We start from the raw sequence: 14,878 nt of genomic DNA, 5'->3' as shown, positions 1-14,878 counted from the left end.
ACTCCGTCCTTAGTTTTTCTCATACCAGCTTTGCGGGATCAGCTTATTTGTTGCGCCATAAACTATATCAGTAATTTTATTCCCGCTCGTCAAACTCCCTAGTGGCGCAATAATACGGCGGTCAGCACCCGATGTGCCTGGCCCAATCGTAATACCCAGCAACCCCTTGCCTAATACCAGCGTATTGTTTGCAACAGTATCCGTACCGGCACATTGACCATATGGCATACAGAAACGGTGCGCGCGGCTGTTTCCATAGATCCCTGCGCCACATGCTTCTGTAGATCCAACACCTTCGGCATCAAAGGTACTGACATATAAATCATTATCAATTGCAATCAAATCACCTTGAACCTTTTCAACTGCTTTACGGCCACCTACGTTTTCACTAGAAGTAAATGGATAATACCAACCGCTTTTAGCAGCATGATTCACAGCTGTTGATCCTGTTCCCACTACTGTTGCTACCTCTCTCCATGTTGCCAATGTTGCCGCCGATATACGATTTGTATCAGTCAGTTGGTGTAAAGCATCGATAGTCGGGCTGGTTCCTGGCTCTGGCGGTGTACTTGCTACAACCCCCTTATCATAAATATTATAAATTCCGTCATTTATAAAAGTCGCATTTAATGCATCGGTTTCACCATTTACAATATAAGCCGTATTTACTTTTTTACCCAATAAAGGTGTACTGCGGTTTCCTGAACCTATACTGATCACTGCAAATGTGCCGCCCGTGCCTGCATATACAGTAAAGGCTGGCATTTCATAGAATCGCGGGCTAACACCACCAGCCACATGACCATTATAAATGCGAGTAATTTGTTTGGCATAATTGGCTGCTGTACCTGTTGATGCATTATGCGCACTGTTCAAATCGATACGGAATACTTGGCCGCCTAGATCACCAAAATATAGATGGTCGACATCACCATCGCCATCACGGTCTACACCTTTAATTTGACTCACGACACTGTACTTTAATTCATTGCCATCACCAATATATGGCGCTGTAGACGGTTTGGTAGAATCCACAGCATCATAAGTCGACCAAAGCAGCTCCCCTGTATTGGCATCAAACATATAGACACCAGCACCAATTCCCTGACCGCGCCCAGTACCTGTATTTTGCGTAACAGCATCCTGGTCATAATTAAATGTTTCATAGCCTGGGTCATAACCGCCACCCACAAGCATGACTAAACGGCGCTTTCCTTTCCACTGAACATTGGCAATGGTAGGTTTTGACCAGCTTTGGCCCATTTTTGCTAAGTTCGCATAACGTGCTGATTCAGCTGTACTCAACGGAGTTGCAAAACCATCCACACTACTTGTTACGGGGTTAATACGGAATTTAATTCTAGGCTGATTATCTGTTGCCTCAGCCATTTTTGTTAAATCTAAAGCATAATAACTGCGCCCGCCCATACGCAAACCGCCATACACCCATTGCTTGCCGTATTTAGACGAGGTGTCATAGACTTTGAACTGATCTGCAGTGCTGTTATAAACATATTCTGTATGTGCTGTCCAAGCGCCATCAACACCATAGTACAAATTATTCATACCATTAGTACTTGTCTCTGTTGTACTCACGGTTTGAGGCGGATCTAAAAATGCGTTCCCTTGTGCAGCTAGCATTTCTTGCGGCACAAATGCAAACACTTCCTGTCCTGCTGTGTTTCCAACAGTCGTTATCTCATCTGACTTTCCTGCTTTTACAACATGCAACACACCCTGCGTTGTACCAAATAAGATATAGTCATCTCTATTGGTTGTATCCATATATGCATCTCGTGCAGCCACAGCAGCAGTCGTCGTCGTTGCTGCTTGAGCCGCTTGGGCTGCCACATAAGAAACTTTACCAGCCTGAGTGAGTAATACAGGTGTTGAATGCATTACAGCACCAATTTGACGTAGTTCACTCGTTGTTTGAGGCAGTTGACTTAAATCAAAGCTAGAAGTTAACCTTTGTACTTGAGTAGCCGTAATGTCATAACCAAGCAAACCTAAATAATAGCCACGGTTAGTTGGATCCGCTTTAATATAGTCTTCATTAATAGCAGTTAATGTTGTGCCATCACTTGTAAAAACTTTGCGATTTAAAGTTGCGTCAGTTTTTTTCAAATTTAAACGACTCAGCAGTCCACCCAACAACTTAATGCGCTGTTGATCATCTGTGAGTGTGGTTGAAGCTGAATAGTTTGGTGTCCATAAGTCCTCATTGGCTGTATTTAAAACACCTGCACTACTAAACAAAGCAGTGTTAGTTTTATCTTTCAATAAACCATCAGCAACATTGTATTTTTTTAGGTTGCCAGTCCAAGCACGAAATTCTTCAGAAGGTTTTGGCTGAAATTGTGGGAAATAGGCATAAGGCTGAATAACTGACGTATTTAATACATCTTGTGGAATAGCAGAGGTGCCTGTGGTAATCGCAGGAATAGGCACCTTAACTGAGTCTACAAAGTTTGTAACACTATCCCTAATATCACTAGTATTATCAGCACTAAACCACCCCCCCTGACCTAATACAGCAGTCCTAGCAGCCTCTTTTTGATATACGCTCGTAAATAATGCAGCTGCTTGATCTGCAGTTAAGTTTTTATTGTAAACAACAGCCTCACCAGAAGAATTTTTAAAACTAAAATCACTACCAAAACCTACAATTGCGGTTTTAATTTCAACCCCACTTGTACTTTTTTTATTTTGCAATAATTGAGCTATAGGCTTAACACAACTCCAAACTTTTTCGTTATTAGTCGCACCATTACCACCCGTGTCTCCATCACACTGAGTATCTGAAATACGTGATCCTGATACCAACTTAGCGTTGATAATTGTTCTCGTTGAAGTCATTTTATCGACTGATGGCTCACCATCAGTTAAATAATATAAGCCATATCCTGCACATGCTTTTTCAGATGCACCAACGCCTCCAATATGATTAATTAATCCTTCTGCGGCTTTCGCATACGCCCAAGAAATTGGCGTTCCGCCAACAGCTGACCATTGTTTAATATAATTTAGCAGAGTAGCCCTATTTGCAGCATTAAGAACTAGAGGATTCGTAATCACAGAAGGGGATGAGTTATAAAACGTTGTAAGACCTATAGATGCCGTATCTGCTAACCTCTGTGTTGTTGCGGTCTGCCCGTCTACAGTTGAATTTCCTGCTATTAAGTCAAAAAGGCTACGCTTTAGCATTGTAACGCGGTCTGGACAACTATATTTATTTCCAGCTTCAGTGCTTCTAGTTGTAGAAGTTACAACCGTATAAAGTTGAGATCTTCTACGAATTTGATTCCATCCACTACCTGTACTCGTTTCATCAAATACCGAACCCTTCTCTTTTAATGTCTCAGTTGGCGAACTATCAGAAATATTATTTACACTGCCAATAAGACATGAGGCTCTAATTTTATTCTGATTTGCACTCGAAAGTGTACTAAACTGCGCATTGTTGATTGGTGAGAGATTTTCGGTTGATGTTGTTGCAGGAGTAGATGTTGGAAGATATGACTCATTATACCAACCTCCCCAACCATCACGTCTTTGAACCAATTTATATTCAGTAGTAGTACTTGTTTGAACTCTAGATGTTTGAGTTTCTTTTATAAAACAGTATTGACCATTAAAGCTATAAGGAACTGTCCCTAAATTTGCAGAGACAGAGTAGCCCTCCTTCTCACAACTTGCATTATTAAAAAAATCGCGGTTGACTGCATCGTAATGATCTTGTGACATAGAACCAGAAAGATCCAGAACAAACATAATTGATGCACCGCCCGTCGTCGGCGCTTTATAAATCTCAATATCACTGGCATACGTTGTTGCTGTTTGACACAACATTGCAGTTGAGAGGGCTGTTAAGCTAGTTACCAAACCCTGTTTATATTTTTTAGTATTCATTTCTGTATCTCCTTAAGGGGTTGGCTTGCTTAATGTCTGCGTCAAAGCATAATTGGCAACTTGAGTATGCGCAGGTACACCCAAGTTCGACAAACATGCGGAAACTGTCACTTTAGCCAGCTCCAATTTTGCTTTCGTTTCTTCGCTAGCTGCCTTATCCCCTGCAGATGTCGTTGGGTCATTAATTTTGCCATTTTGTGCCGCAATATCGACATCCAGCTCACTCTGCTTTTCAGTAGGAATGCTATTAAACCGTGAGTTAAAGCACTTATTTACTGCAGTTTTCAAATCGCTATCACTTAATGTACTTGAGCTTAGGGTAGGGAAAATTGAAGTTGCATAAATGGTATACATTTGCGCTGGATCTTTTTTAGAAGATTCAGGATCCGTACCTTTCTGCATATGCTGAAAAGCTACAGAATCCTTCGCATCCATTGCTTTTACTGCAATTTGAGTAATGACAACGCCACGTCCCGAAGTAAAAAATCCGCTTTCCATTTTGCAAAAGCCGGTATTGCCCAGCCCATCATTTTGAATCGTTGAACCATTCCAGCTAATCAAACTCGCATTTGCAAGGCTAAAAAAATTAGCATTGCCTGACTTAAAGCAAAAAACCAATTCTTTACCGACGTTATCTTCGCCTTTGATATAGCCAAACATGCCATTGAGCGCCATATTTTTTAATAACTGATCAGGATCTTCAACCTTAAATAGCGCAGCATCCGAGTTTTGCAACAGCAATTGCTGCGCTTGGCTTAAAGTTGAAACTTTTAGAGACAGCACACTCGAACGAATTGCTAAGCTGCCTATCAATGTAATCGCCACAAGCAGAAGCAAAACTATAATTAAAGTCTGACCAATTTGACTTTTTCTCATGAACGGTCTCCCAAAGCATTTCTTAAGGCAACTGTCTGCATAATTGGCGTTCTAATATAACGGCCAGAGAAATCTGTTTTTGGCGTTACTGTCTGATTAAAAATTGAAAACTCTTGAGAAGCAGACACAGAACGCTCCGTAGTGCCGTCTGGCGCACGTGCAATAATCCCCAGCTGTACTGCCAAAATCCTAGGTGCAGGTGTAATCGCTTTATATTGAGTAATCGTTACATATCTTTTATTTGCACCAATTTGCACCAAAAAACGCACACGAAATAAATCAACGCGCTTCATGATTATTTCACCATTCCCATACAAACCAGCAGTTGTTGATGACTCTAAATCTGTTGCTGCCGTTAAGTTAGCCAAATATCGGCTAGATGCACAAGCCAAGGCGGAGCGCGCTGCATCAGTACCGCCGCCATTACTATCTGTACGGACAAAATAACGCTCTAAAATATAAATATCCGTTCTATTAATCAAATTGCCTGCACAGTCATAGCCGCCAGTTTCAGTTGGCCGGTACTGAATCACCAACTGATCATTATAATAAGTTGCACCACCTTTAAGATTCATATTGCTTTTTCCAGCATCACCACTTGTTGGAGTCATGGTTAAAAATTTTGACTCAACCCCTGTAATCTTATTGCTGATATTGGCTGTCGTAAAAACAATGCCTGCTAGATTTGACCCAGAACTTAAACTCGCTGTTGGGCTATTTAAATTTGCCTGCCGGATATTTTTAGCGATATAAGCTAAACCAAAATTTTGATCATCCTGTAAATCTACTGTACTTTTTTGCATCGCAGCATTCCGCTGGCCGCTTAAAAATAAAAGCAATGCCGCAGCCACAATAATTAAACCCAAGCCAATCGAAATCATCAGCTCGATAAGTGTAAATCCGGCTTGCTTTTTCATATCAGTAAACCTCCATCATTACGCATGTGGAGCTTGCTCTATAAACATTACCATCGACACAAGAATTTGCATTTGTTGAGCTATTGGAAGCTACCGTATTTCCCCAAGCAACAAATATGCAATAACGCTTATTGTTTGCTGCAGTATTTCCTGGACATTCAGCCATACCCAAATTCATGCCATATTGCAATGAATAGTTATAAAGCTCATTGACATCATAATCAGCCAACTCAGAAGCAGTACACGCTGCCGCCGCACAATCTTTCGCTGTGTTGGCCTGAAGCGCTGTCGTTGCAAATTCTGTAAAATAGGATTTAGGTGTAGCTGTAAATGTCCAGCCACCTCGATTGACCCTTACCCGCTCAGCTAAATCACGCGCTATATTGATAGCCTGTATTCGCTGCGTTCCTTCAACGGTTGCCTCCATTGCACGGACTTGCAGCATAATGTAGCCGAGTACACCAATAGCCAAAACAACGAGTGCAACCAAAACCTCGATCATGCCAACACCCTTCTGAAATGATTTTTTGCTCATGGGCAGCTCCCGTCTTCAATTTTTTCAACTTGGCCAAATTTAGTTAATGTTATTTTTTTAGAGTTCGTAGGCTTAGCAGGCGTAAAAACCGAAACCTTGCACAATTCAATAACCGAAAAAGCACTGGTTAAAATCCCATTACCATTAAATTTAAGCTCGTTATCAGAAGCTACTTTCAAACTCACCTCACCTTCTGGCTTCCAATTGAAAATATACCCAGCATCAGCAGCGGATGAATTCAGTTTCAGCGTTATTTCCTTTTTATCTAAAATTGCTTTTATTCTTGCCGCTTTTATTTCTTGCACTAACGAATTTGTACTTTTTGTTAATTTTTGATTTTCGATAATAGACTTAAATGAAGGCACTGCAAAGCTTGCAACAATTGCTAAGACAGCAATCGTTACCAGTAACTCAATTAATGTGAATCCATGATTTTTCCGCATGCGCCCCCCAAAAAAACAAAACCTTTCCCTATTTAAAATAATATCTATTAATTTTACAAAACCCACACAAATAGAGATAAAAGGTATAAAAAAACAGATCATTGTCAAAAAACAATGATCTGTCAAATTATTAAAAATATCAGAATGTTAAATACTAGACACTTTATGCCTGCGTTACAGGAATACGTAACTCTTTCGGCAAGCTAAAGGTAATATTTTCTTCGCGGCCGGACAGCTCTTGCGGCGCTGCTGCCCCCCAGTCCTGCAAACGCTGAATCACCTGCTTAATTAAAATTTCCGGTGCAGATGCGCCGGCAGTCACGCCAATTTTAGTATTTTCTGCAAACCACTGCTGCTGCAGCTGATCCGCATTATCCACCAAATAAGCGTGTTTGCCCATGCGCTCCGCCAATTCACGCAGCCGGTTCGAATTTGAAGAATTTGGCGACCCCACCACCAGCACCACATCGCATTGATTGGCTAAATCGCGCACCGCATCTTGGCGGTTTTGCGTTGCATAGCAAATATCGTCTTTGCGCGGGCCTTGGATCAATGGAAATTTCTGACGCAGCGCATCAATCACTTTGGCCGTATCATCAATAGACAGCGTGGTCTGAGTAACGAAAGCTAAATGCTCAGGATGACGGACCGTGAGTCCTGCGACATCGTCCTCATCTTCTACCAAATAAATTGAACCGCCATTTTTGGTGTCATATTGCCCCATAGTGCCTTCCACTTCTGGGTGGCCTTCATGCCCGATCAAAATCGCTTCAACCCCTTCGCGGGCATATTTGGTGACCTCTATATGCACTTTAGTCACCAGCGGGCAAGTGGCATCAAAAACTTTCAAGCCGCGGCGTTCCGCTTCCTGCTGCACCGCCTTAGATACGCCGTGCGCGCTGAAGATAACAATATTATCGTCTGGTACTTCATCCAGCTCATCAACAAAGATCGCGCCGCGCTGGCGCAGGTCATCAACAACAAATTTATTGTGCACCACTTCATGGCGCACATAAATCGGCGGGTTAAAACACTCAAGAGCGCGATTAACAATCGCAATTGCACGGTCTACACCTGCACAAAAACCACGTGGATTGGCCAATACAATTTCCATAGCGCCCTCAATTGTTCATGGAATGAAGCAGACGGTTTAAAATAAATGCGACAAATAGCCGCGGGGCTATTTTGTTTGCGGGTCGTCTGCTCTAAAATAGAGAAGATATTTTATCATATCAGGAAAAATATCATGTCGGGTCTCTTGTTTGTCGTTTCTGCTGCATCAGGAACAGGCAAAACATCACTTGTTAAAGCCCTACTTGAACGTGTTAACAATTTACATGTTTCTGTTTCTCATACGACCCGCGGCCAGCGCCCTGGCGAACTTGACGGCGTTCATTACCACTTTTCACCTAAAGAAGACTTTCTGGCGCTCGTCCAAGAAGGCGGTTTTATTGAATACGCTGAGGTTTTCGGCAACTATTACGGCACCGCGCAGCGCACAGTGAAAGAGCAGCTGGCAAAAGGCCACGATGTGCTGCTGGAAATTGACTGGCAAGGCGCCCAGCAAGTGCGCAAGCTTTTTCCTGAATCCAAACAGATTTTTATTTTGCCGCCCAGCCAGTTTGATTTGCGCCAGCGCCTATCCAACCGCGGCACAGACAGCGTCGAAGTCATTGAACACCGTCTCAGCTGCGCCGTTGAAGACATGCAGCAGTATGTGAATTTTGATTTCGTCATCATCAATGACGACTTCAATAAAGCCCTGCATGATCTTGAAGCAGTCATTATCGCCAACCGCTTAGTCCTGAAACAGCAGTCAGAGCGTCATCAGGAATTGATCCAAAAATTGATTACACCAACCAATGTTTTGTGATTAAAACTTGAGTCTATAAGCAAAGCCTTTTATACTGCACAGTCTGTTAAAATTTAATATTCAAACGAGAATTATTATGGCACGCGTAACCGTTGAAGATTGTTTAGACCATGTAGACAACCGCTTTGAGCTTGTACTAGTGGCAAGCAAACGCGCGCGTCAATTGGCACGTCAAGGCATTGAGCCAACAGTAGAATGGGATAACGATAAGCCGACTGTTGTTGCGCTTCGTGAAATTGCTGAAGGCCACGTATCAAAAGACATTTTGAAACAGCGTGATCAAGACTATCAAGCTTCTAGCTTAGACCTTGCACTTTCTGCAAACAATTTGAATTTAGACGGTTTTTCTTTCCAATAAGATCTTCCGCAATAAAAAAGCCTAGTTTAAAACTAGGCTTTTTTATTGCCCCTGCTTTTATATTTGCTCCAGAACAGTTATAAAGTAATTCTATGTTCGAGTTTCTTTCTAATTTTTTTCACTTTTTTAGCTGAAAAAATTGACAAGTCATGCAATATGCTTTTCATTAGAGGATTCCCTGTTTAATTTGTAATTCCAGCAGTAAAAGGTGTTCTATGCCAGGCCCAGAGGTCAGTCAAGCCAAGCAGCAGCTCAAAATTATTATCGACGCTTATCTTCCGGAAAGCGACGTCGAACGTGTGCTTAATGCTTGTGACTATGCTGATGCGGCGCATGACGGCATTACCCGCAAAAGCGGTGAACCTTATATCCTGCATCCGATTGCAGTCAGCAGCATTCTGGCGCATATGCGTCTGGATCCAGAAACGCTGATGGCGGCCTTGCTGCATGATGTGATTGAAGACACTGAATTCAGCAAAGAAGATATTACTGATAAATTTGGCAAGACCGTTGCCGAACTGGTCGATGGCGTCACCAAACTCAGCCATTCCAGCGATAAAGAATACAATAAAGCCGCATCCTTCCGGAAAATTCTGCAAGCCACCTTGCAGGACCCGCGTGTCATTATTATCAAGCTGGCCGACCGCTATCACAACATGACCACACTGGGCGCGCTGCGTCCCGACAAACGCGCCCGCATTGCGCAAGAAACCTTTGAAATTTTTGTTCCCATGGCGCGTCTGGTCGGCATGAATGAAATGGCGGACAATCTGGAACATCTGTGCTATCAAAATCTCGATTTAGATATGTATAACAATGTTCAGGATGCTCTGCTGCAGACCAAGCCCAAACGCTGTGAATATCAGACCCGATGGGAAAACAACCTCACCACCCTGCTGCAAGACAACAAGATCAGCGGCCGCATTAAAAAGAAAAACAACAATATCGAACTGCTTCGCCACTTTGTGAAAAATGACATTGATCTGCAGGAGCTGACGCACAGCCATGCGTTTGAAATCATTCTGCAAAGCATTGCCGACTGTGACCGCCTTGCTGACATTCTGCGCAGCAGTTTTCAAGTACTGCATTATGAAGATCACATCCGCCGACCGCTGCCTGGCGGCAACCAATCCCTGATGATGCGCCTAAAAGGCGAAAAAACCACCTTGTCGCTGACCATTCAGACCGAGCTGATGCGTAAAGCGGCGCGCTTTGGGGTAGTCTTAGGCGAAAATGCGCCGCAAGCCTGCCGTTCGGCCATTCAAGCTTCTATGCAGAATTTGAACGTGCTGATTGATGGCGAATGCGCGAAAACCACGTTCAACGAACTGCTGGATTATCTGCATCAAGAAAAAATCTGGGTCTATACCCCGCACGGCCATTTGCATGAATTGCCGCAAGGCGCAACAGCGGTTGATTTTGCCTATTCCGCCAGCTTATTTCTCGGCAACCATGCGGTAGGCGCCAAAGTCAACGGTGAAACCAAACCGCTTTCTACGCCGTTGCAAAGCGGTCAAGTGATTGAAATCATCACGGATGTGCTGGCTACACCGAATCCAGACTGGCTCAGTTTCATCAATACGCAAAAAGCCCGCCGCGCCCTGCAAAATATTCTGCGTGAACAGGATACTGATGAACAGCGCTTAGTCGGCCATCAAGCCTTAAACCGCGCCTTGAAACTGTTTAACCGCTCAGTGAAAGACCTTATCCAAGCCGATTGGGAAAATGTGCTGGAATGGCGCCATGTCAGCACTCCGGATCAGCTATACGAACAGATCGCTGTCGGCGACTTGCTGCCGCAGCTGGTGGCCAACCACCTCTTCGCTCAAGACGCAGCGCATGAAATCATTGCATCTGAACGGCTGATTCAAGGCACAGAAGGCATTGATGTCAAATATGCGCACTGCTGCAACCCTGTTTTAGGCGATGCGATTCAAGGGCATTTGTCACGCCGCGGGCTGATCGTTCACCGTTCACGCTGCCATAATTTACTGCATGAACAGCATCAGCACCCTGAAAATATCATGCCTTTGCAGTGGAATACGGAAGACACTGAAGAAATCAGTTTCAACGCCTTCCTCGCTTTGAATCTCAGCCTGAATGATGAGCAAATTTCTGAGCTGATTTATCAATGCCGCAAGGAAAAAGTTGGGGTCGAATCAGTGCGCAATCTAGACGGCAAAACCTATGTCAATATTGTGGTGCATAACCGCAAGCAAATTGCAGAAGTGATCCGGAATCTGCGCATGCATTTCGGATTTCCGCGAATTACCCGTTTGGCGCAGCCGGTCAATACGGCAGAAACATCCATAGCCAGTTAAAAAACCTATCGCCAGCCAATTATTTCGATTAAACATTCCTGACGCGTTTAGATCAGGTATGATGTCCAAATAAGATTAAGGAGAAATCAATGCCTCGCCAAGTTATCCATACTGAAAATGCCCCTGCTGCTATCGGCACATATTCCCAAGCTATTCTGGTGGGCGACACACTGTATCTTTCAGGCCAAATTGGCTTAGATCCATACAGCATGGAATTGGTTGAAGGCATTGAAGCTCAAATCCGCCGCGTTTTTGACAATTTAAAAGCAGTTTGTGAAGCGGCGGGCGGCACATTGGCGGATATCGCAAAACTCAATATCTTCCTGACAGATTTATCTAACTTCCAGCTCGTCAACCAGATTATGGGCGAGTATTTTGCGCAGCCTTATCCTGCCCGGGCAGCCTTAGGCGTTGCCAGCCTGCCAAAAGACGCACTGGTTGAAATGGACGGTATCGTCATTATTAATCAATAAGTTAGATAAGAAAATAAAGTTTTAAGCTTTATTTTTCAGCTCTAAACTATCAACCGCCTGAGTGAAAATTCGAACAATACTTGAATTTCCGCTCAGGCGGTGTTTTTTTATTCAATATTCCAATCACAATCATTGCTTTTCAAAATGATCTTTATTGACAAACGATAACAATTATCAATAATATTACTTATCCTATTTAAACACTTGGGCTGTAAATCCATGTACGTTTGCTTGTGCCGCGGTATTACTGATCAAGACATCAAAGACGCCATTGCCAATGGTGCTGAAAGCTACCGTGAAGTCCGCGATATGCTTGACCTAGGCACCTGTTGCGGCCGATGCGCTCCTGAAGCGCGCGCAATCATCAGTGATGAAATTTCACAAATTGCCGCGCGCCTCGCCATCGCAGCTTAGTACGCTTTTTTGCTATAGCGCGCAAATATTTAAAACTGCACCAATAATCCTAATGATAAAACCAATGGTTTAACGGCCATCCCCCCTCCCCGCTTGGACTCTAAGCTTTTTTTATTATCGAAATACACCTTTTATTTGCATGAAGAGTTTTTGATTGCGATTTTCATTTGCTGTTCAATAAATTACTCGCCATCTGCCGGTATCTTGTTTAAGATGTTGCATAGACTATAATTTCTAAGCCTGCTGTTTGGATGGCTGTTTGTTTGATGGAGCAAGTGCAATGAAAGGCAATCGTGATGTAATTAATCAGTTAAATCAGGTGCTTTATCATCATTTAACTGCAATCAACCAATATTTCCTGCATTCCCGCATGTTTAACGATTGGGGAATCGAACAGCTTGGTTCTGCGGAATATAAAGAATCGATCCGCCAAATGAAGCATGCGGATAAAATTATTGAACGTATTCTGTTTCTAGAAGGCCTGCCAAATCTGCAGCATCTCGGCAAGCTCTATATCGGCCAGCATACAGTTGAAGTGTTGAACTGTGATGTACGCAAAGTCAAAGAGAACATTGAAGCCATTCAAAAAGCAGTAGCGCTCGCTGAAGCGCAACTGGACTATGTGACCCGTGATTTGGTACAGGAAATTTTAGAGAAAGAAGAAGAATATCTGGATTGGGCAACGACTCAGCTTGATTTGACTGAAGCTGTTGGGATTGAGAATTATATTCAGAGTCAGATGTAAAAGCTGATTTAATAAAAAACCCGCGAATGCGGGTTTTTTAATCAAATTCCTTTACAGGCTGTGGGTAAATATAATTGTCTAATTTCCGTAGAAGCGCATTCCCAGCGAGCAGAGCCATTGCCAGCATAATCCATCATAGCAAATATCAGCTTTTTACCAGCAACACCAGCATTCATACCTGAACTACTAAAGGTAAACTCAAAGGTACATACAGCACTAGGATATGTTGTATTAAGACCTATGCCATGCACGTACTTGGAATTAATAAGTCCTGTAGATGCAATACCCATTTCCACCAAAGATGCTGGGCACGCACCTGTATCACCATAAACGGTAATTAAATCACTCTTATAAGCACTCGCCATACTCAAAGCCTCAGACACTTGAGAACGGGTTGTATAGTTTTGATACGCAGGAATTGCAATAGCTGCCAGAATTCCAATAATTGCCACGACAATCATCAGCTCAATTAATGTAAAGCCTTTTTGCATTTTAATTCCCCCAAAAACAATTACAACTAGACAATACAAAAAGTATGCCAAAAAATAACATATTGTTTTTTATTAATTTATTTATAACAAACCAATCAAATTACGAATTAAATGACATTTTTTGTCAATTATCGTCCATCCACAAATAAATTGCATTATTTCTTATTTATGAAAATCTATTGAAAATGAAAATAAATTTATTAGAATTAAACATTTATAAAAAAGGAAAAGCAATCATGAGCAATATTTTTATTGTCGGCACAAGAGCTCAATTAATAAAAGTTGCTCCTGTAATATACTTTTTTGAAAAAGAGCAACTTCCTGTTACTTTTATACTGACAGGGCAACATAGAGATACCATGCAGGATCTCATTGATGAATTTCAAATCCAAACCCATCCAATACATTTAATTCCCAACAACAAAGAACATTCAAACATACTAGCTCTTCTAAGCTGGTTACCCAAAATTTTTAAGCTTCTTATTAATTTTCTAGGAAAATACAAAAATGCAAATGTGTTCGTTCATGGAGATACTCTTACAACCTTAGCAAGCGCTGTATCAGCAAAACTCACCAACAACAAAGTCATTCACCTAGAAAGCGGACTAACATCAAAACAACTTCTTAGCCCTTTCCCAGAAGAAATGATTCGTAGAATTGTTTTTAGAACAACCAATATCGCCTGTTGCCCAACACGAAAAGACTTTGATCATATACAAAAACACTATCCCAAGACCACAGCATTAAATACATTTGGCAACACGATAGTCGACAGCATAAACCTTTTGAATATCAATAAATCTAATACAAGTGAATCACAAGAATCCATTGTTGTTTCAATACATCGATTTCAAAATATTTATAATAAAGAGCGCTTGAGTGAAATTTCAAAAATGCTCAATACACTTTCAGAAAAGTATATTTTAAATTTTGTACTACATCCTGCAACTGAAAAAAAATTGAAAAAATTTAAATTATTTAATGACTTAGATCACAATAAAAGAATCAACCTACTACCAAGAATGACTTATCAGAACTTTCTAACATTAGCATTAGATAGTGATGTCGTTATTACTGATGGCGGTTCGAATCAAGAAGAACTCGCATTTTTTGGACATCCAACAATTATTTTAAGAGACCACACAGAAAGACAAGATGGTATCGGCTCCAATGCAATTCTAATCAATGAAATTCCAAATTTAACTAATTACATTATAAATCATAAATTTATTGAATTAAAACACAGTAGATCTATTTTACATAATTCACCAAGCCAACTAATTACAAATTATTTCAAAACAGCAAATACTTACGACAAGTCATAAATAATAAATATAGATCAGCATATTATTTTCACTGAAGCTACAAAGGAAGATAAGCTAATTCTATTATATAGTTAACCCGAATCGCGGATAAGAAATAAACTTGAAAATAAGAGGACTAGAGCCATCAGTTGAGTTACCACACAAAACTCACAACTCTAGTCCTAATGTTCAATAGTACCGAATTATTCTGCGTAA

General features: G+C 41.7%; 14 protein-coding genes. 7 read left to right on the top strand and 7 right to left on the bottom strand.

Going from position 1 to position 14,878, the window contains the following annotated elements; translation table 11 throughout:
- Positions 1–9: 9 nt before the first annotated feature.
- The 6 genes from ACE3T3_RS09530 to ispH all read right to left on the bottom strand — a co-directional run bounded on the left by ACE3T3_RS09530 (position 10) and on the right by ispH (position 7,797).
- Positions 10–3,912, bottom strand: coding sequence for a hypothetical protein (locus ACE3T3_RS09530; protein WP_374666306.1), 3,903 nt, complete (start codon positions 3,910–3,912; stop codon positions 10–12).
- Between the two features lie 12 nt (positions 3,913–3,924).
- Complete coding sequence (locus tag ACE3T3_RS09525) at positions 3,925–4,788, bottom strand: pilus assembly protein PilX (RefSeq protein ID WP_374666304.1); 864 nt, start codon at positions 4,786–4,788, stop codon at positions 3,925–3,927.
- Entirely contained in the window at positions 4,785–5,705 is a 921-nt protein-coding gene (locus ACE3T3_RS09520) for a PilW family protein (RefSeq protein ID WP_374666302.1), read from the bottom strand. Before ACE3T3_RS09520 ends, ACE3T3_RS09525 begins: the two co-directional genes overlap by 4 nt.
- A gap of 1 nt (position 5,706) precedes the next feature.
- Entirely contained in the window at positions 5,707–6,240 is a 534-nt protein-coding gene (gene pilV, locus ACE3T3_RS09515) for a type IV pilus modification protein PilV (RefSeq protein WP_374666300.1), read from the bottom strand.
- A complete protein-coding gene (locus ACE3T3_RS09510) occupies positions 6,237–6,683 on the bottom strand; it encodes a Tfp pilus assembly protein FimT/FimU (protein ID WP_374666298.1) in 447 nt (148 codons plus the stop codon). The genes pilV and ACE3T3_RS09510 overlap by 4 nt, the downstream gene beginning before the upstream one ends.
- Before the next feature lie 163 nt (positions 6,684–6,846).
- Positions 6,847–7,797 carry a 4-hydroxy-3-methylbut-2-enyl diphosphate reductase gene (ispH, locus tag ACE3T3_RS09505; protein ID WP_374666296.1) on the bottom strand — a complete coding sequence of 317 codons (951 nt, stop codon included), beginning with the start codon at positions 7,795–7,797 and terminating at the stop codon, positions 6,847–6,849.
- Between the two features lie 132 nt (positions 7,798–7,929).
- Here ispH and gmk point away from each other — a divergent pair, with 132 nt between their 5' ends.
- The 6 genes from gmk (at position 7,930) to bfr (ending at position 12,867) form a co-directional block, all read left to right on the top strand.
- Positions 7,930–8,556, top strand: coding sequence for a guanylate kinase (gene gmk / locus ACE3T3_RS09500; RefSeq protein ID WP_374666294.1), 627 nt, complete (start codon positions 7,930–7,932; stop codon positions 8,554–8,556).
- A 76-nt stretch (positions 8,557–8,632) separates the two neighbouring features.
- On the top strand, positions 8,633–8,914 hold the full coding sequence (gene rpoZ, locus ACE3T3_RS09495) for a DNA-directed RNA polymerase subunit omega (protein WP_005013174.1): 282 nt from the start codon (positions 8,633–8,635) through the stop codon (positions 8,912–8,914).
- Between the two features lie 215 nt (positions 8,915–9,129).
- Positions 9,130–11,235, top strand: a complete 2,106-nt coding sequence (locus ACE3T3_RS09490; protein ID WP_374666292.1) for a bifunctional (p)ppGpp synthetase/guanosine-3',5'-bis(diphosphate) 3'-pyrophosphohydrolase — start codon at positions 9,130–9,132, stop codon at positions 11,233–11,235.
- 89 nt (positions 11,236–11,324) lie between these two features.
- Positions 11,325–11,708, top strand: a complete 384-nt coding sequence (locus tag ACE3T3_RS09485) for a RidA family protein (protein ID WP_374666290.1) — start codon at positions 11,325–11,327, stop codon at positions 11,706–11,708.
- Positions 11,709–11,927: 219 nt separating this feature from the next.
- The gene (locus ACE3T3_RS09480; protein ID WP_374666289.1) at positions 11,928–12,122 is read left to right on the top strand and encodes a bacterioferritin-associated ferredoxin; all 195 of its coding nucleotides are present in this window, start codon (positions 11,928–11,930) and stop codon (positions 12,120–12,122) included.
- A 280-nt stretch (positions 12,123–12,402) separates the two neighbouring features.
- On the top strand, positions 12,403–12,867 hold the full coding sequence (gene bfr, locus ACE3T3_RS09475) for a bacterioferritin (RefSeq protein WP_374666287.1): 465 nt from the start codon (positions 12,403–12,405) through the stop codon (positions 12,865–12,867).
- A 41-nt stretch (positions 12,868–12,908) separates the two neighbouring features.
- Here the strand turns inward: bfr and ACE3T3_RS09470 are convergent, their stop codons facing one another.
- Positions 12,909–13,358 (bottom strand): pilin, encoded by a 450-nt coding sequence (locus ACE3T3_RS09470; RefSeq protein ID WP_374666285.1) that lies wholly within the window; start codon positions 13,356–13,358, stop codon positions 12,909–12,911.
- Between the two features lie 236 nt (positions 13,359–13,594).
- Between ACE3T3_RS09470 and ACE3T3_RS09465 the strand changes: the two genes are divergently transcribed.
- Positions 13,595–14,683 (top strand): UDP-N-acetylglucosamine 2-epimerase, encoded by a 1,089-nt coding sequence (locus ACE3T3_RS09465; RefSeq protein ID WP_374666283.1) that lies wholly within the window; start codon positions 13,595–13,597, stop codon positions 14,681–14,683.
- Positions 14,684–14,878: the final 195 nt, after the last annotated feature.

It is taken from the genome of Acinetobacter sp., from assembly GCF_041919735.1.
GTDB lineage: Bacteria > Pseudomonadota > Gammaproteobacteria > Pseudomonadales > Moraxellaceae > Acinetobacter.
The sequence above is the reverse complement of the archived record's forward strand: the minus strand, read 5'-3'. Positions and strand labels throughout refer to the sequence as shown.